The sequence below is a fragment of the Pseudooctadecabacter jejudonensis genome, from assembly GCF_900172275.1.
GTDB classification, from domain to species: domain Bacteria; phylum Pseudomonadota; class Alphaproteobacteria; order Rhodobacterales; family Rhodobacteraceae; genus Octadecabacter; species Octadecabacter jejudonensis.
Window position 1 is genome coordinate 72,451 of sequence record NZ_FWFT01000002.1, and the last position, 17,095, is coordinate 89,545.

The 17,095-nt window shown below is 62.2% G+C and carries 16 protein-coding genes; 8 read left to right on the plus strand and 8 right to left on the minus strand.

Annotated features, from left to right (window positions below; all coding sequences use genetic code 11):
• Positions 1-2 precede the first annotated feature (2 nt).
• The 5 genes from PSJ8397_RS05425 to PSJ8397_RS05445 all read right to left on the minus strand — a co-directional run bounded on the left by PSJ8397_RS05425 (position 3) and on the right by PSJ8397_RS05445 (position 4,654).
• Entirely contained in the window at positions 3-809 is an 807-nt protein-coding gene (locus PSJ8397_RS05425) for an ABC transporter ATP-binding protein (protein ID WP_085863587.1), read from the minus strand.
• Positions 810-912: 103 nt separating this feature from the next.
• Positions 913-1,908 (minus strand): taurine ABC transporter substrate-binding protein, encoded by a 996-nt coding sequence (locus tag PSJ8397_RS05430; RefSeq protein ID WP_085863588.1) that lies wholly within the window; start codon positions 1,906-1,908, stop codon positions 913-915.
• 291 nt (positions 1,909-2,199) lie between these two features.
• The gene (locus PSJ8397_RS05435; protein WP_085863589.1) at positions 2,200-3,204 is read right to left on the minus strand and encodes a 5-oxoprolinase subunit C family protein; all 1,005 of its coding nucleotides are present in this window, start codon (positions 3,202-3,204) and stop codon (positions 2,200-2,202) included.
• A complete protein-coding gene (locus PSJ8397_RS05440) occupies positions 3,201-3,878 on the minus strand; it encodes a 5-oxoprolinase subunit B family protein (protein WP_085863590.1) in 678 nt (225 codons plus the stop codon). Before PSJ8397_RS05440 ends, PSJ8397_RS05435 begins: the two co-directional genes overlap by 4 nt.
• 14 nt (positions 3,879-3,892) lie before the next feature.
• Positions 3,893-4,654 carry a LamB/YcsF family protein gene (locus PSJ8397_RS05445; protein ID WP_085863591.1) on the minus strand — a complete coding sequence of 254 codons (762 nt, stop codon included), beginning with the start codon at positions 4,652-4,654 and terminating at the stop codon, positions 3,893-3,895.
• A 111-nt stretch (positions 4,655-4,765) separates the two neighbouring features.
• Here PSJ8397_RS05445 and PSJ8397_RS05450 point away from each other — a divergent pair, with 111 nt between their 5' ends.
• From PSJ8397_RS05450 to PSJ8397_RS05485, 8 genes are all read left to right on the plus strand, one after another.
• A complete protein-coding gene (locus tag PSJ8397_RS05450; protein WP_235000599.1) occupies positions 4,766-6,517 on the plus strand; it encodes a sensor histidine kinase in 1,752 nt (583 codons plus the stop codon).
• Positions 6,514-7,806 carry a sigma-54-dependent transcriptional regulator gene (locus PSJ8397_RS05455; RefSeq protein WP_085863592.1) on the plus strand — a complete coding sequence of 431 codons (1,293 nt, stop codon included), beginning with the start codon at positions 6,514-6,516 and terminating at the stop codon, positions 7,804-7,806. Before PSJ8397_RS05450 ends, PSJ8397_RS05455 begins: the two co-directional genes overlap by 4 nt.
• 123 nt (positions 7,807-7,929) lie before the next feature.
• Positions 7,930-8,940 (plus strand): type 2 periplasmic-binding domain-containing protein, encoded by a 1,011-nt coding sequence (locus PSJ8397_RS05460; protein ID WP_085863593.1) that lies wholly within the window; start codon positions 7,930-7,932, stop codon positions 8,938-8,940.
• 78 nt (positions 8,941-9,018) lie between these two features.
• Entirely contained in the window at positions 9,019-9,636 is a 618-nt protein-coding gene (locus PSJ8397_RS05465; protein ID WP_085863594.1) for a TRAP transporter small permease subunit, read from the plus strand.
• Positions 9,637-9,641: 5 nt separating this feature from the next.
• Positions 9,642-11,042 carry a TRAP transporter large permease gene (locus PSJ8397_RS05470; protein ID WP_085863595.1) on the plus strand — a complete coding sequence of 467 codons (1,401 nt, stop codon included), beginning with the start codon at positions 9,642-9,644 and terminating at the stop codon, positions 11,040-11,042.
• A 46-nt stretch (positions 11,043-11,088) separates the two neighbouring features.
• Positions 11,089-12,366 (plus strand): adenosylhomocysteinase, encoded by a 1,278-nt coding sequence (locus PSJ8397_RS05475; RefSeq protein ID WP_085864260.1) that lies wholly within the window; start codon positions 11,089-11,091, stop codon positions 12,364-12,366.
• Positions 12,363-13,223 carry a Rossmann-fold NAD(P)-binding domain-containing protein gene (locus PSJ8397_RS05480; RefSeq protein WP_085863596.1) on the plus strand — a complete coding sequence of 287 codons (861 nt, stop codon included), beginning with the start codon at positions 12,363-12,365 and terminating at the stop codon, positions 13,221-13,223. Before PSJ8397_RS05475 ends, PSJ8397_RS05480 begins: the two co-directional genes overlap by 4 nt.
• A gap of 16 nt (positions 13,224-13,239) precedes the next feature.
• Positions 13,240-14,163: a nucleoside hydrolase gene (locus PSJ8397_RS05485; RefSeq protein ID WP_159453092.1), complete on the plus strand. Its 924-nt coding sequence runs from the start codon at positions 13,240-13,242 to the stop codon at positions 14,161-14,163.
• Between the two features lie 3 nt (positions 14,164-14,166).
• Here the strand turns inward: PSJ8397_RS05485 and tdh are convergent, their stop codons facing one another.
• The 3 genes from tdh to PSJ8397_RS05500 all read right to left on the minus strand — a co-directional run bounded on the left by tdh (position 14,167) and on the right by PSJ8397_RS05500 (position 17,062).
• The gene (gene tdh / locus PSJ8397_RS05490) at positions 14,167-15,195 is read right to left on the minus strand and encodes an L-threonine 3-dehydrogenase (RefSeq protein WP_085863598.1); all 1,029 of its coding nucleotides are present in this window, start codon (positions 15,193-15,195) and stop codon (positions 14,167-14,169) included.
• Between the two features lie 11 nt (positions 15,196-15,206).
• Positions 15,207-16,394 (minus strand): glycine C-acetyltransferase, encoded by a 1,188-nt coding sequence (locus PSJ8397_RS05495; protein ID WP_085863599.1) that lies wholly within the window; start codon positions 16,392-16,394, stop codon positions 15,207-15,209.
• A 98-nt stretch (positions 16,395-16,492) separates the two neighbouring features.
• Positions 16,493-17,062 (minus strand): helix-turn-helix domain-containing protein, encoded by a 570-nt coding sequence (locus PSJ8397_RS05500; RefSeq protein ID WP_085863600.1) that lies wholly within the window; start codon positions 17,060-17,062, stop codon positions 16,493-16,495.
• Between the last annotated feature and the right edge of the window lie 33 nt (positions 17,063-17,095).

A 17,095-nucleotide genomic window follows, 5' to 3' on the forward strand; every position in this document is an offset into this window, starting at 1 on the left:
TGTTACGCCCCTTCCTCTGTTCGGCCCATGATTTCTTCTTCCATGTCCCAAATCATCGTGAGGATTTCTTCACGGGTGGGCGCATATTGGGGGTGTTCCTTGACCTCACGCAGGTCGGCATTCACGCCCATTTCGGCAAACGGCAGGCGGTATTCCTTGTGGATGCGGCCAGGTCGCGGCGCCATGACCAGAACGCGTTCGCCCAGCAGCAAGGCCTCGTCAATCGAATGGGTGATCAGAATGATCGTCTTGCCCGTCTCTTTCCACAGCTTCAGCACAAGACTTTGCATCTTTTCGCGGGTCAGCGCGTCCAGCGCGCCCAGCGGTTCGTCCATCAAGATGACGTCGGGGTCATTGGCCAGACAGCGGGCCAAGGCCACACGCTGCTGCATCCCGCCCGACAGCTCATACACCATCTTTTCCTTGAAATCCTGCAGGCCGACGATGTCGAGCAGATGATCCACGTTGCCCATGTAGTCGGCTTTTTTCTTACCTGCCATGCGCGGGCCAAAGCTGACGTTGTCGCGCACGGACATCCATTCGAACAGCGCGCCTTGCTGAAAGACCATGCCGCGTTCGGCGTCGGGGCCTTCGACAACGTGATCGTTCACGCGGGTCTCGCCCTCGGTCGGGGCCAGAAAGCCTGCGACGATGTTCAAAAGCGTGGTCTTGCCGCAGCCCGACGGGCCCAGCACACTCATGATTTCGCCTGGCTTGATGTCGAGGGTGACATCCTGGAGCGCCTGAACATGCCCGCCATTTGGCAGATCAAACCGCATTGAAATATTGTCGATGGCCAATCCGGACATTGGGGCCCCGCTGAAGTTTAAGGATTTCGTGGTGGTTGTTTCGTAAAAAGGGCCGCCCGTGCCGTGATCGACGCGGGCGACCCCTTTGGTCGTGTGTCAGGCCTTAGTTGGCAGCAGCCAATGGACCTGTGTTGATGTTGCCTTCGTAGCTGTCGAGGGCACCGTCGATGGAGCCAGCTTCAACGAACACGTTGGCCACGCCGGACAGGAAGGATGGTGCAGCGGCACCCAACCATGCGTCACCCAGCTGCTCTTCCACGGATGGGAAGACAAAAGTGGCGAGTGTGGCTTCGGTGGCTTCAACGTCCATACCAGCGTCCTGTGCGATCACGGGCAGCATTTCGTCTTTCATGTCGCCTGCGTTCCACATGGCGTTTGCTTCTGCAGTGACGGCAAGGAACTTGGACACAGTGTCTTCGTTCTCTGCAACCCAGTCGGTCGGGCCGGAGGTCACGTCGAACACCAGAATGCCGAGTTCGGTTTTCTCAGCGCCGGTCAGCAGGGTGTTGCCGTGCTCAAGCGCGCGACGCAGGGACCCGCCCCAGCCGCACATCATGTCGATGGACCCCTGAGCGATTGCAGCGGCGCCATCCGGTGGGGCCATGTCAACGATTTCCATGGATGCCACGTCAACGCCGAAGTGGTCCATCTGACGCAGGAAGCCGTAGTGTGCTGCGGTGCCCAGTGGCACAGCGGCCTTCAGACCGGCCAGATCGCCAGCTGTCGACGCGTCGATTTCCAGATCAGAGCGCACAACGCAGTTGTCGTTGTCAGCATAGGACACAGCCACGTCGAGCATCTGCAGGTCCTGACCAGCGGATGTTGCGACCACGAAGGGTGGCACACCCTGAGACACGGACAGCTGAACGTCGCCGGATGCCATAGCGGCGGACATCGCGGTGCCGGTGTCGAAGGACACCCAGTTGATTTCCATACCGAGGGCTTCTTCGTAGGTGCCGTTCACTTTGGCAAACTGGAAAGGCATGGGCCATTCGAGGAAGTAACCAACGGTGATGGCGTGGCCGTCAGCCATGGCTGTCGTGCCGCTGAGTGTTGCGGCAACGCCGAGGGCGAGGGCAGCAGTTGTTTTCTTGATCATAATGATCCCCTGTTGAGTTCACGTTGCATTCGCAACTTTATAAGTCATGCATTGGCACAACTTGCTTTAGAGCGTCGCCAGCCTAGGAAGGGAATCTGTCCGGCGTCAAATCATTTATCTTCGCTGGACTCACGGCGAGGGCTAATTTGGACCTAGAGAGGTTGAGAATGCCATATTCTGCGCTGGTTTTTGCCAAGCGCGTAAGCCGAAGATTTATTTTTCAGGCACCGTGAAAACGCAACAGACAGGCGCAGTCTTGACCCGTTTGCGCATCGGGGTTTCACCGTTGGCTCAGTCGATAACGTCATCCGTGCGCCCGTGGATCAGGTTTTCGCGCATAAGGCGATCCGCGAGGCTGCCACGGGGCATGGCGAGGGCCTCATGGTAGGCCATCTGGGACGCATGATGCGCCCGCGCGAGGGCGAACGCCTCCTGCGCGGGCAGGGCCTCAAACTGCAGCGTGTCATCCGCACGGTGTTGCGCCAGTCGTCCCCAATCCGCAGAGACGACGGTGGCGATCTTGGGATAGCCGCCTGTCGATTGGTGATCGGCCATCAAGACAGTAGGCACGCCATCACCCGACACCTGCACCGCCCCCCGCAAAACGGGTTCAGACGGGATCGACAACGCACCGTTGGGCGTAAGGCGCGGCCCGTTCAGCCGCATCCCCATCCGGTCATAGGCGGGGCTGACGCTGAATGCCCCCTCCAGAAAGGTCTGCCGTGCGGCGGCGGTAAAATGATGATCTTGCGGGCCCATGACAACGCGGATGGGCCCCTGCGCTGCGGGTGGATCCGGCAAAAAGCCGATCCGGTCGGGGCGCACCTGCGGGTCAATGACCGTCAAACGCGTCCCCGTCGTGATCATCGCCCCGCCCAGTCCCGTGACGGTTTGTGTGGCGGTGCTGTCCATCCACGACGCAGCCTCAAAGGCGCCCGCTACTGCGATGTAGGCCCAACTCCCGCGTGCGCCAGCCCGCAGACTAAGGGTTTCGCCGGGTCGCAACGTCAGGACTTGGGGCGTGCTGGTCTTCGTGCCCGCATGATCCACCTCAAACGCGCCACCGGTCAGGGCAAGGGTCATGGGCGCTGCTTGTCCCTTCAGGGTTATGCCACCCAAGGACACCTCAACCGCCGTGCTGCCTGCGGCATTGCCAAGGGCTGCATGGGCGGCGGCAAAGGCGTCTGGGTCCATGGGGCCAGAGGGTGAAATGCCGTACCGCAGCCCGCCTCTGCGGCCCGCGTCTTGCAGGCTGATCAAGGGGCCAGCGGCCACGACCTCAAGTTGGGCCGTCACGGCGTGACGCCTTGTCGGGCCATGTCATCGGCGCTGATCCGGTTGAACTGCACCCGGTCCCCCACCTGAAACGCGGTTGGGGCGTCGGCGGCCCCGGTCAAAATTTGCGTAGGCGACCGGCCGATGACGGACCAGCCGGTGGGCATCGTCAATGTCGTCACCAGGCATTGCCGGTCCGCAATCATCACAGCGCCCGCAGGCACACCGGGCACAGCGGCGGATTTGCGCGGCACGTAAATGGCGTCTGGCACGCCGCCCAAATAACCATAGCCGGGCGCAAAGCCGAACATCAGGACATCATAGTCGCCCGACAGATGCGCGTTGATCACCCCATCGCGGCTCATCCCTGTGGTTTTCGCCACCGCGGCAAGGTCAGGCGCAAAGGGCGCGTCATAGCACACATCGATGACGCAGGTTTGCCCAGACGTCGGCGCGACGTCGGCCTCTAATAGAAGATGTTCCACCGCTTGGGTCACCGCGCCGTGGTCCGTCTGCAGCGGATCAAAAACAACCATCAGATTGACCAAGGCAGGCACCCATTCGGTGACCCCTTCGATCGGTGCATGTGACAGCGCCTGATCCAGCGCGCGGATGCGGGCGTGGGCCCCCGCCTCGAACATGTCGGCAAAGGTCACAAGGACGCCGTAGTCGGCAACCGGCGTGCATGTCGGCATGCGCGGCACGTGGATCACCCCTCCAAAAACGCAGCTAAGGTCACGCCATGCGCCGTGAGACGGGCGCGAATATCCCGCGCCATGGCGACAGCTGTTGGGCCATCGCCGTGCACGCAGATCGACTGCGCCTTCAGCGCGATGGGCTCGCCACCCACCACCGGCATCTGGCCAGTCTCCAGGAACGACAGCAACCGTGCCGAGGCTTGGCCAGCGTCATGGATCATCGCGCCAATCTGTCCTCGCGGCACCAACTGACCGTTGGGCAGATAGCCGCGATCTGCAAAAACCTCAGAAAACACCGGATGGTCCGCGGCGCGGGCAGCCTCCTCGCTTTGCGTGCCGGAAATGGCCAAAAGCGCCAGCTGCGGATCAAGGGCGCGAATGGCCGCCACGATCGCATCCGCCACACCGCGCTCCCGCGCGGCCAGATTGCCCAGCGCGCCGTGCGGTTTGACATAGGCCACCTTGACGCCCGCGAGGGCCGCAATCCCCTGCAACGCCCCAATCTGCGCCACCACCATGCGCCCGATTTCATCAGGCGCCATGGGGATCACCCTGCGTCCAAATCCCAACGGATCATTGAACCCAGGATGCGCGCCGACAGTGACGCCTTTGTCGCGCGCCTGACAGAGGGTCCGATACATCGTATCGGGGTCGCTGGCATGACCGCCGCAGGCCACATTGGCCGATGTCACGATATCCAGCATGGCCGTGTCATCGCCCATGGACCAAGGCCCGAACCCTTCCCCCAAATCTGCATTCAGATCAATCTGCATCGGCCACCTGTTTCTGCGCGTCCTGCCATTGGGCCAGCTTTTGGCGGTGAGGACAAGCCGACTCTGACGGGTGATCTTGCCTTTTGCGCCATGCCACGTCACGTCTAGGCCATGGGAACGATGCGTGGACTTGGTGTGGTGGGTGTGCTGGCCCTTTTGGGGGTGCTTGCAGCGGGCCTGCATGTCGTGTCGTTCTCCTATTTCAAAACACAAGAGATTGACCGCGCCGCCGCCCGCCTGACGCTCTACACCAGTACGCTCACGTCCGAATTGCGCCATTTCGCCCATCTGCCGTTCCTGCTGTCGCTGGATCCGGTGGTTGTGGCGACATTATCAGGCGCCCCTGCGGCTGATCTGGACCGCCGCTTGGCGCGCTTTTCGCAAAGTGCCGGGGTTGACGCGATCTATCTGATGGACGGGACAGGGCTGACCGTCTCCGCCTCAAACGCGGCCACGCCCAGCAGCTTCAAAGGACAATCCTACGGGTTTCGCCCCTATTTTCAGGCCGCCCTGCGCGGCGAATTGGGCGAATTCTACGGCATCGGTGCCACCACGGGCATCCCTGGGTATTTCTATGCACTCGCTGTGCGCGCCGCGACGCCTCCGGATCGCGGGGTGATTGCGATCAAGGTTGATCTGTCCGAGGTGCAGGACAATTGGCAGGCCTCTGGAGAGCGGATCATTCTGGCCAATGACGACGGCGTGGTGTTGCTGGCCTCAGACCCTGCGTGGCGCTACCGGACGTTGACAAAACTCAGCGAAGGTCAACGCGACCGGATCGTTGCCTCCCGCCAGTTCGGCGCCGAAGGGTTGGCCCCGCTGGACGCCGCACTGGACGTGTCTGCGCAATCGGCGGTGCTCGATGGAGAACGGCTGCTGTACTTGCAAACCGGCAATTTACCCAACGGCTGGACGCTGCATTTCTTTGTGCCCGATGATGCGGCGTGGGCGCGGGCGTGGCTTGCGACAGGGGCGTTTTTGACGCTGCTTTTGATCAGTTTCAGTGTGTTTCAGGTGGCCCGCGTGCGCCGCATCCGGTCCGCGCTGCGCCGCTCCGAACGCGAAGAAACCGCCCTGCGGGCTGCCAACGCCCAATTGGCGGTTGAGATTGAGGACCGCCGCGCCGCCGAAGCCAGCCTGCAAAAAACGCAAAGAGAGTTGGAACGCGCGGGCCGCTTGGCCGCGCTGGGCCAGTTGGCCTCGTCAGTGACCCATGAATTGGGCCAGCCCATCGCGGCCATGCGCAACCAGCTGGCGGCCTCCGAGATGACGGTGGGGGCCACGCCGCTGCACGACAAGATGCAAGGGCTCGTGGCGCGGATGGAAAACATCACCCGTCAGCTGAAATTCTTTTCCCGCAAGGGGCGTGATCGGTTTGAGGTCTTTGATCTGCGCGCCGCGATGACAGCCACGTTGGACTTGATGGAGGCCACAATTGCCGCGCGCGGGGCCCACGTGCTGCTGGACGATGTGGCAGGCGATCTGACGCTAGAGGGCAACAAAATGCGGATTGAGCAGGTGATGACGAACCTCATCCGCAATGCACTGGATGCGGTGGAGGACGCGGACGTGCAAAACGTCACGATCCGCATGGGTGGGGAAGCAGATACGGTATGGTTTGCGGTGGCCGACACGGGCCACGGGTTGCGCGGGCAAAGCTTTGATGACTTGCGCGAACCCTTTGCCACCAGCCGCGAAAGCGGGCGGGGCATGGGTCTGGGCCTGACGATTTCCGCGGGCATTGTCACCGATCACGGCGGTACAATCACCGCGCAGGACTGCGCCGCGGGAGGCGCTGTGTTCCACGTGACGTTGCCGCGCAGGCACAGCAGCCCACCACAGACCCAAGGAGCCGAGCAATGACCGACACCCGCGTGCTGATCATCGACGACGACCGCGCCATGCGCTCCTCCCTTGTGGATTTGATAGAGGCCGCAGGCTGGACCGCCAAGGCGCTGGCCCGCGCGACCGAAGTCCCCCGCTGGGTGGCGCAATTCAGCCCCGATGTGATCCTGTCGGACGTGCGGATGCCGGATATGTCCGGCCTTGATCTGTTGCGCAGTCTGGACGATGCCCCACCCGTCGTTCTGATTTCCGCTCATGGGGATATCCCAACAGCGGTCGAGGCGATGAACAACGGCGCCTATTCCTTTGTCGAAAAGCCGTTTGATCCCAAACGTTTGTTGTTGATCCTGCGCCATGCCTCTGACCAACACCGCATGCGCCAAAGCAATGACCGCCTGAAAACCCGCCTGCGTGAGGTCACGGGGCTGGACCGTCACCTGTTGGGGCAGACGCCCGACATGCAGCGGCTGCGGGATATGATCGCACTGCTGGCCGACAGTGAGGCGTCGGTGCTGATCACCGGCGAGACCGGCACCGGTAAGGACCTGACCGCGCGGGCGTTGCATGATCTGTCGGGGCGGGGCGACCGGCCGTTCGTGGCGGTGAACGCCGCCCAGATCAACGCAGAACAGCTGCCGCATATCGCGCAGTCTGCCAATGGCGGCACGTTGTTTCTGGACGAGATTTGCGCCTGCCCTGCGCCCCTTCAGCCGACGCTGCTGCGTCTGATTGATGCGGGCGAAGTGTTGGCCCAAGGGCAAGGCGTGCCCGATCAGGTCACGTTGCGCGTGGTATCGGCCACCAACGAAGACACCGAACAGGCTGTGGCGGACGGGCGGTTGCGGGCGGATTTGCTTTACCGTCTCAGCGGGTTCACCCTGTCGCTGCCGCCCTTGCGCGCGCGGCTGGATGATGTGCCGATGCTGGCACTGCGGTTCTTGCAAGACAGTGCCGCCGCGCAAGATGTCCCCGTGCCCGAATTGACCGAAGCGGACCTGACCACGCTGATCGCCCACGACTGGCCGGGCAACCTGCGCGAATTGCGCAATGTGGCCGACCGGCGCGTGTTTCTGGCGCGCCAAGGCGGCGGCACCATGGCGGATGCCTTGGCCTCGGATGCAACACAGGCCCCCACACGCCCCGGCCTGCGTGAAGCTGTCGCCGCGTTTGAACGCCAAATGATCGCCAAGGCCATTCAGGCGCACGCTGGCCGGATGGACGACGCGGCAGAGGCTTTGGGCATCGGGCGGCGCACCCTCAACGAAAAGATCGTCAAGCTGGGCCTTGATAAAGACGCGCTGCTATAGCCCCCGAACACCCCTGCGGAAATCCGCAGGGCACCCCGCAAAACCGCGCGCGTTTTTCTTCATAGGTGATTTGGGGTCAAATGGGGCTACACTCTTCCTCACATAGATTCTGGGAGGAACAATATGTCCAAATTCATGAACCGTGCGGCCATCGCCGCCCTTGCAACTGCCTGCGCCACCACTGCTGTGGCGGAGGAATGGAATGTGTCGCTGTGGGGCTCGCCTCGCGCATTCACCGCCCACGTGGAAAAAATCGCAGAGCTGGTGGACGAAAAAACAGGCGGTGAATTCACCCTCAACATCAGCTACGGCGGCCTGTCCAACAACCGCGAAAACCTCGATGGCATTTCCATCGGCGCGTTTGAAATGGCCCAGTTCTGCGCGGGCTATCACCGCGACAAGAACCCCTCGATCACCGTGCTTGAGTTGCCGTTTCTTGGCGTAAGCTCCCTTGAACAAGAGGTTGAGCTGTCGATGGCCGTCTACCAGCACCCTGCGACAGTGGCCGATCTGGCCCGTTGGAATGCGACCCTGCTGATGCCGTCGCCCCTGCCCCAGTACAATATCGCCGGTGTGGGCGATGCCCCTGCCGCGCTGACTGATTTCGAAGGTCTCAGCGTGCGTGCCACGGGTGGCATCGGGGCCGCGATGGAAACCGTCGGTGCTGTGCCCACGTCCATGTCTGCCTCCGAGGTGCGTCAGGCAATGGACAGCGGTGTGGTTAAGGCCGTGGCCTTCGCCCCCCATGCGCACATGTCATTCGGCACCATTGAGAACGCGACGTGGTGGACGGAAAACCTCAACCCGGGCACTGTGAATTGCCCCGTGGTCGTGAACACCGACGCCCTCGATGGGCTGAGCGACGATCACCGTGAGGCGCTGCTCGGCTCCGTAGATGAGGCGCTGGATCACTACATCGCCAACTACAACGGCGCCACGATGGAGGCTTGGGGCCCCGCCTTGGAAGAGCGCGGCATCACCCGCGTGTCGTTCTCAGACGATGAAATTGCTGCGTTCAAAGAGGCCGCAGCAGCGCCAGCCGCCGCCGCGTGGATCGAGCAAAACAGCGCCGCCGGCCTGCCCGCGCAAGAGCTGTACGATATGGTCACCGGCATGATCGCCGACGGATCGTAAACCCCAATGCCCCCGCGCCCGACCGGCGCGGGGGTTTTTCTGTGCGATACTGACATTTGAACAAAGGGGGCATGACGTATGGCCACCGCATCCTTGGTGCTGACCGATGACAGCACGCTGAGCAAACTGGACCGCGCCTTGTTGCGCCTCGAACGGGCCTTTGCCCTGATCAGCGGGTTGGCGGTGTTCGGTCTGATGGTTTTGGCCGTCGTGTCCGTGACGGGCCGCAATGCCTTTCAAAACCCGCTGCCCGGCTATGTGGATTGGATCGAACAAGCCATGCCCCTGATCGCGTTCATGGGCATATCCTGGGTCATGCGCGAAGGCGGTCATATCCGCATGGATATCGTCGTGGGGCAGCTCAAGGGCCGTGCGCTTTACCTCACTGAACTGATCACGACCTTGGCGGTGCTGATCCTGATGGTGCTGCTTGTCTGGGGATCCTGGGCGCATTTCCAACGCAGCTTTGATTTTGCCGCCCCCATGTGGAGCCGCGACAGTTCCATGGACATCGCCCTGCCAATTTGGCCCGCCAAGCTGATGGCCCCCTTGGCCTTTGGCGTGCTGGTGGCACGCCTGCTGTTGCAGGTCTGGGCCTATGGGCGCGCCGTTGTGACCGGACAGGCGATTGCCGTCCCCCTGATTGCTGATGCCGCCACACAGGCGCGCATGGAAGCCGAACAGCTGGAAGACTGAAGAACATGGAACCGATTGATATTGGATTGTGGGTCACCGGTGGCCTGTTGGTCATGGTGGTGCTGGGGATGCGCGTGGCCTTTGCCGCGGGCCTTGCGGGCCTCATCGGGCTGATCTGGATTTTCTGGGCGCGCAAGGATTTCGCCATGGACGATTTCGGCTGGGCCCTCACCGTGGCCACCAAAACAGCCGGACAGGTGCCCCATTCCAAGGTGTCGTCACAGGCTTTGTCCCTGATCCCCACCTTCATCCTGATTGGCTATCTTGCCTATTACGCGGGCCTGACCAAAGCGATGTTTGAGGCCGCCAAACGCTGGATCGCCTGGGTGCCGGGCGGGTTGGCCGTGTCCACCGTCTTTGCCACCGCAGGCTTTGCGGCTGTATCGGGTGCATCTGTCGCCACGTCCGCCGTGTTTGCGCGCATCGCGATCCCCGAGATGCTCAAGATCGGGTACAACAAACAATTCGCCGCCGGTGTTGTGGCCGCAGGCGGCACGTTGGCGTCGCTCATCCCGCCCTCTGCCATTCTGGTGATCTATGCGATCATCGTGGAACAGGACGTGGGCAAGCTGTTGTTGGCGGGCTTCATTCCGGGGCTGTTTTCGGCCTTTGTCTACGCGGCGCTGATCATCGGCATGGCGCTGACAATCAAGGGCTTCGGCCCGCCGGTCACAGGATTCACATGGCGCGAACGCTTTGCCTCCCTGCCGCCTGCCCTGCCCATCGTCTTTGTCGTCGTCACCATCATCTGCTTTGTCTACAACCCCTTTGGCGGTGACGCCTGGGGCACCCCGACCGAGGGCGGCGCGATCGGGGCCTTCGTCGTGTTCCTCATGGCGCTCTACCGGGGCATGCGCTGGCCGCAACTGAAAGACGCGCTGCTGGAAACCGCCAAGCTCAGCGTGATGATCTTCACCATCATCTGGGGCGTGCTGATCTATGTGCGGTTTCTGGGCTTTGCCGAATTGCCCGCCGCCTTTTCCGACTGGATCACATCCCTGACCATGGACCCGATGTTGATCCTTATTTGCATCCTGCTGGCCTATGCGGTGCTGGGCATGTTCATGGATGCGATTGGCATGCTGCTGTTGACCCTGCCTGTGGTCTATCCGGCTGTCATGGCGCTGAACGGGGGGGCGGATGTGGCCGCCGCTGACAGCACCTTTGGCATGTCGGGGCCCATGTGTGCCATCTGGTTCGGCATTCTGGTGGTCAAAATGGCCGAGTTCTGTTTGATCACGCCCCCCATTGGCCTCAACTGCTTTGTGGTGGCTGGCGTGCGCGATGACCTCAGCGTGCAGGACGTGTTCAAGGGGGTGACGCCATTCTTCATCGCTGACGGCGTGACCATTGCGCTGCTGGTGGCCTTCCCATGGATCGTGCTCTGGTTGCCCAGTTTGGCATAGGGCGCGGGGTTTGACGGGGTCCGGCCTGCGCGCTACCACCCCTTCCATGGATCAAAACACGCCGCACCCGACTGACCACAACGGCCCCGACATTCAGGCGCTGGTGGATGAAGGCCGCAACCGCATCGATTGGGTGCACCGCTATTCGCCGGTGATGAACGGGCTGGTGCGGCGCACGGTGGGCGATGGCAGCCTGGCGGGCAAACGCATTGCCGTCGTTGTGCATCTTGAGGCAAAGACCGCCTATCTGGCGCAGGTGCTGGCCGACGCAGGCGCTGATGTGATCGCGGCGGGCAGCAATCCATTCACCACCAATGCCTCCGTCGTGGCCGCCCTGCGCGACAAAGGCATCCGCGTCGTGTCCGAGGCGGGCGGCACCCACGCCACATGGGAGGAAGAGCTACGCGCCGCCGCCGACCTCGAACCCGACTACATCATTGATGACGGGGCGGAACTCACCATGCGGGTGGGCATCCATCGCCCCGATGTCTTCAAGCGTCTCAAAGGCGTGTCCGAAGAAACAACCACCGGCACCGCGCGCCTGCACGCCATGGCCGCCGCTGGCAAACTGCCGTTTCCCGCGCTCACGGCCAATGATGCACGCTGCAAACATCTGTTCGACAACCGCTATGGCACGGGCCAGACCACCGTGCAGGCCATGTTGATGCTGACAAACCGGCAGGCCGCTGGGGCCGTTTGCGTCATCGTGGGCTACGGCTATGTGGGGCGTGGCATCGCGGAATACCTGTCAAAACTGCGGGCCAAAGTGCGCGTGGTTGAGGTCGACCCCGTCCGCGCGCTTGAGGCACATATCGACGGCCACGTGGTTGGCACCGCCGCTGATGTCTTGCCCGACGCCGATTTCGTGATCACCGCCACGGGCGGAATGCGGGCCGTGACCACGCCCGAATTCAACGCCCTGCCGGATGGCGCGATCCTGTGCAACGCAGGCCACCATGATCTAGAGGTTGATGTGGAGGCCTTGGCGACCATGGCCCAGCGCACCACACAAGGCGCGACTGACATGGTGACTTACCATCTGCCGGACAAAGACCTGCATGTGCTGTCCAATGGCGCGCTGGTGAATATCGCAGGCGGCAGCGGCCACCCGGTTGAGATTATGGACCTCACCTTCGCGGTCCAGGGCCTTGGCGCCCATTATCTGGTGAACACCCCGATGGACCCCGGCGTGCACGTATTGCCAAGGGCCGTGGACGACAGCATCGCAGCGGCCAAGCTGGACAGCCTTGGCGTCACGCTGGACGCCCCGCGATCAGAGCAAACCGATAACCACGCAGATTTCATCGACAGGATCACCCTATGACCGCCGCACAGGATTGGGCCCTGCGACATCTACCGCTCACACGGTCCGCTTTGGCGCGGCTGGATACAGACGGCCTGCAGGTGGCGCTGGATATGGACCGGTCGGCGGCGGCGGAGGGTCTGGCCGCAGCCTTGGCAGAGGCCGGGGTCACCGCCCTGTGGGGCCAAGACGCCGATGTCGTGATCGGCGCGGCGCAGGTGACGATCAACGGCACCGTCCACGCGCTTGATGCCACCGCCTTGGGCCACCTTTACGCGATTGAGATTGGCTTGGGTCAGGCCGCGGTTATGGCGCTGCTTGACATCACGAACCTGCAAATCGCAGGCCGCCCTGTGGGCGTCATCGGGTATGATCCAGCAGGACGCAGCATTGCGGCCCATGCGCGGGCCATGGGCGCGCGTGTCACGGTGATTGACGCAGATCCAGTGGCCGCCGTACGCGCGCTTCACGATTGCCATGATGTCGGGGACGGCGCTGCGGTGCGGACTGTCGATGTGGTCTTCGTCACCTCTGCCCGTGCGGCCGCACTGGTCATGGCACATGCGGATCATCTGCGGCCCGATACCTTGATCGCAAACACCTCCCCCCACGTCGGCCCGCGCAACTTTGCCGATCTTAATCCGGCCACCGACGTGCGCGCCCACGTCACCGAACACACCCGAAGCGATTCATCCTGCATCAAACTGATCGCACAAGGCGCCCCCCTGCAGACCGCAGCAGCGCAGGGTTTGCCGCTTGAGGGACGCGACGTTCTGTTTGCACTCGCCCTCAGCACGCTTCATCACCGCACCTCGCCCGATCCCCTCACAGCGGCTGAACGCGATGTGGCTGCAGACATCCTCACCCATAAAACCTGACGCAAGGCCCGATCCGATGAAACTGATCCTCGACACCGACCCCGGCGTAGATGACGCCATGACCTATTTCTACGCCCACGCCCACAGCGCAATTGACCTCATTGGGATCACATCGGTGTTTGGCAATGTCACAGTCGACAACGCCTATCGCAACGCCCATTGGCTGACCCAAACCACCGGTGCCACAGCCGACGTGCGACGCGGGGCGGAGACCCCGTTGCAGATCACGCCGAACCCGCCGTCTGACTACGTGCACGGCCCCACAGGCTTTGGCGACGTGGACATTGGTGAGGTTGCGATCCCCCCCCAGGATGAGACAGCCGCCGCCTATCTGGTGCGCATGGCCGCCGCCAGCCCCGGTGAAATCACGCTCTGTGCCATCGGGCCCATGACCAACGTGGCGCGGGCGATCCAGGCGGATCCTGCGTTTCTGGACAACCTCAAGCAGCTGGTCATCATGGGCGGGTCGCTGGATGCGGGCGGCAATGTCACCACCCAGGCCGAGGCCAATTTCTGGAACGACCCGCACGCGGCTGAGGTCGTGTTCAGCACGCCCACCGAAACAGAAATCCTCGTCGTGGGCCTCGATGTGACCACGTTGATCAGCTTTTATCAGGCCGATTTTGATGAATTGGCCGCGCAAAGCCCCAAGGCCGGCGGCTTTCTGCGCGACATCGGCCAGTTCTACATGCGGTTCTACGAAGAGGTCACGGGCACCTATCAGTGTTACCTCCATGACGTGGCCGCGATCATCGCAGCCGAACAACCCGCCCTTTTCACGTTTGAGGACACGCGCCTGCAGATGGTCTGCGACGGCGACGCGATCGGTGCGATGAGGCGCAGCCAAGAGCCCGACCGCCCAATCGTCCGCGTGGCCATGACGGTGCAGTCAGAAGCCGTGCGCACCCAATACAAAGCAGTGGCCGCGCAGAACCCCTAAGCCCTAGCGCCAGTTCAGCACGACCTTGCCGGACTGGCCCGATTTCATCTGTGCGAACCCTTTGGCAAAATCGGCCACGTCATAGCGGTGGGTGATCACGCCGCTGACGTCCAGACCATTTTGCAGCATGGCGATCATTTTGTACCACGTCTCAAACATCTCGCGGCCATAAACGCCCTTGATGGTGATCGCCTTGAACACGATGCGCGACCAATCGACGGGCGATTGGCCGGGCGGGATGCCAAGCAGCGCGATTTTGCCCCCCATCACCAGCGCCTCGACCATCTGGTCGAGGGCTTTTTGACTGCCCGACATCTCAAGCCCTACGTCAAAGCCTTGTTTCAGACCCAACTCATGCGCGACATCGCCCAAATCCTCATGGGCCACGTTGACCGTGCGCAGATTGGGCACGACCCGTTCAGCCAGCGCCAGCCGGTAGGGGTTCACGTCCGTCAGCACCACGTGGCGCGCGCCCGCGTGGCGGGCGATGGCGGCGGCCATGATGCCAATGGGGCCTGCGCCAGTGATCAAGATGTCTTCGCCCAGCAGATCAAAGCTCAGCGCGGTGTGCACAGCGTTCCCAAGCGGATCAAGGATTGCCCCAATGTCGTCGGGAATATCATCGGGCAAAGGCACCACGTTGAACGCAGGCAGCGCCAGATATTGCGCAAAAGCCCCTTGGCGATTGACACCCACACCGCGCGTGCCCGGATCCAAGTGAAATTTGCCCGCACGGGATTGTCGGCTGTCGGTGCTGATCAAATGCCCCTCCCCCGAACAGCGCTGGCCACGGGTCAGGCCAGACACATTGCGTCCGATCTCGACAATCTCACCAGCGAATTCGTGTCCCGTGATCATCGGCACGGGCACGGTGCCCGCGGCCCAGTCGTCCCAGTTCCAGATGTGGATATCAGTGCCGCAGATGCCTGTGGCATTGATGCGGATCAGTACATCATCGGGGCCGATGTCCGGCACCGGGGCGGTGATCTGCCACAACCCCTCTCGGGGAAGGGTTTTGGCCAGGGCTGTCATCTCATTTGCTGTCATTTGATCACCCCCAGGGCACGCCCTGCGGTCGCGAAAGCCGCCAGCGCGCGGTCCAGATCAGCGCGGGTCAACGCGGCATTCATCTGTGTGCGGATGCGGGCCTGCCCGTGGGGCACGACCGGAAAGAAGAACCCCGACACGAAAACACCTTCCTCAAACAGACGCGCCGCCATGTCCTGTGCCCACTGGGCGTCGCCCAGCATGACGGGGACAATCGGGTGCTCACCGGGCAACAAATCAAACCCCAGCCGTTCAAGCCCCGCCCGCCAATACGCGGCATTGTCGAAAAGCTGCGCGCGCAGATCGGCACCGTCTTCCACCAGATCAATCGCCGTCAAACCGGCAGCGACAACCGCAGGCGGCAGAGAGTTTGAGAACAGGTAAGGCCGCGCGCGCTGGCGCAACAGATCAATCACCGGCTGGGGCGCGGCGATGTAGCCGCCAATCGCACCGCCCAACGCCTTGCCCAACGTGCCCGTCAAAATGTCGACGTCTACCCCGAAATGATCCGGCGTACCCGCCCCGCGCGGCCCCATGACCCCCGTGGCGTGGCAATCATCGACCATCACAACAGCGTCGTACTTGTCCGCCAGTGCCGTGATTGCCGGCAGATCGGCCAGTGTGCCGTCCATGGAAAACACACCGTCCGTGGCGATCATCACATGGCGGGCGCCACCGGCCCGCGCCTGCTGCAGCGCGACCTCAAGCGCGGCCATATCGTTGTTGGCGTAGCGAAGGCGTTTCGCCTTGCACAATCGAATGCCATCAATAATCGACGCATGGTTCAAGCTGTCAGACACCACCGCATCCTCTGGACCCAAAAGCGGTTCAAACAGACCACCGTTGGCGTCAAAACACGCGGCAAACAGGATTGCATCGTCTTTGCCCAGAAACCGCGCCAGCCGCTGTTCCAACGTCCGGTGCAGATCCTGTGTGCCGCAGATGAACCGCACGCTGGCCATGCCGTAGCCGTGACCGTCCATCGCGTCTTTCGCCATTGCGATCAGGTCGGGATGATTGGCCAGCCCCAGATAATTGTTGGCGCACAGGTTGATGACATCGCGGTCTTGTACCCGCACAGCGCCTGCCTGATGCGATGTGATCAGACGCTCGGTTTTATACAGGCCATCGGCGCGGATTTGGGCCAAGGTATCCGTGATGTCGGACAGGAATGAACAGGGCATCGGAAAGCTCCTTTGCCTCATTTTCTGTCATGGCGGATTTTTATCCGCAATATTTAATTTCCGTTATGACGTATTTTTGTCTGTTAAGTCCGCCCGCGTTATCCCTGCGACTTCACGATCAGGTAAACACGGGCAGGCCCGTCCAGCGCCGTGATCTCATGGGCGATATCGGCCGCATACCGCGCCGTGTCTCCTGTCCGCAGATCGCAGCTGGCAGAGCCTGAGGTGACGCGCACGCGCCCCTCCAACACACTCAACTGTTCGCGCACCCCGCGCGCATGGGGGTCACTTTTGAGGGATCCGTTGTCCGAAAACCTTATATCATAGACCTCATGCCCGCCTGCATCTTCCGGCGGGGACAGGATCGCGATACGGCAGCCTTGGCCCATGTTATCGATCGTCGGCACCTCAGCGGCGCGCAAAACATCCACGCGGTCGCCGACATCGTCCTGCCCCATCAGCCCCGCAAAATCGACCTTCAGCGCGCGGGTCAGGTTCCACAGGGTGGCAATCGTCGGGCTGCTTTCGCCCCGTTCAATCTGGCTGACCATAGACCGCGACACCCCGCTTAGGTTCGCGATGGCGTCCAGTGACAGCCCTTGGGCCTTACGCGCGTCTTTCAGGCGTTGGGGCAGAACCCGCAGTATTGTATCAACATCATCCGTCATACTGGATATCTACGCAGGCTACAGGAATATGCA

Bases quoted from the DNA above. Each gene is read 5' to 3' on its own strand.
- PSJ8397_RS05475 (WP_085864260.1), top strand. From the start codon at position 11,089: ATGGATCAAAACACGCCGCACCCGACTGACCACAACGGCCCCGACATT.
- PSJ8397_RS05445 (WP_085863591.1), bottom strand. From the start codon at position 4,654: ATGCAGATTGATCTGAATGCAGATTTGGGGGAAGGGTTCGGGCCTTGG.
- PSJ8397_RS05455 (WP_085863592.1), top strand. From the start codon at position 6,514: ATGACCGACACCCGCGTGCTGATCATCGACGACGACCGCGCCATGCGC.
- PSJ8397_RS05500 (WP_085863600.1), bottom strand. From the start codon at position 17,062: ATGACGGATGATGTTGATACAATACTGCGGGTTCTGCCCCAACGCCTG.
- PSJ8397_RS05460 (WP_085863593.1), top strand. From the start codon at position 7,930: ATGTCCAAATTCATGAACCGTGCGGCCATCGCCGCCCTTGCAACTGCC.
- PSJ8397_RS05450 (WP_235000599.1), top strand. From the start codon at position 4,766: ATGGGAACGATGCGTGGACTTGGTGTGGTGGGTGTGCTGGCCCTTTTG.
- PSJ8397_RS05440 (WP_085863590.1), bottom strand. From the start codon at position 3,878: ATGCCGACATGCACGCCGGTTGCCGACTACGGCGTCCTTGTGACCTTT.
- PSJ8397_RS05430 (WP_085863588.1), bottom strand. From the start codon at position 1,908: ATGATCAAGAAAACAACTGCTGCCCTCGCCCTCGGCGTTGCCGCAACA.
- PSJ8397_RS05480 (WP_085863596.1), top strand. From the start codon at position 12,363: ATGACCGCCGCACAGGATTGGGCCCTGCGACATCTACCGCTCACACGG.
- tdh (WP_085863598.1), bottom strand. From the start codon at position 15,195: ATGACAGCCCTGGCCAAAACCCTTCCCCGAGAGGGGTTGTGGCAGATC.
- PSJ8397_RS05470 (WP_085863595.1), top strand. From the start codon at position 9,642: ATGGAACCGATTGATATTGGATTGTGGGTCACCGGTGGCCTGTTGGTC.
- PSJ8397_RS05495 (WP_085863599.1), bottom strand. From the start codon at position 16,394: ATGCCCTGTTCATTCCTGTCCGACATCACGGATACCTTGGCCCAAATC.
- PSJ8397_RS05465 (WP_085863594.1), top strand. From the start codon at position 9,019: ATGGCCACCGCATCCTTGGTGCTGACCGATGACAGCACGCTGAGCAAA.
- PSJ8397_RS05485 (WP_159453092.1), top strand. From the start codon at position 13,240: ATGAAACTGATCCTCGACACCGACCCCGGCGTAGATGACGCCATGACC.
- PSJ8397_RS05425 (WP_085863587.1), bottom strand. From the start codon at position 809: ATGTCCGGATTGGCCATCGACAATATTTCAATGCGGTTTGATCTGCCA.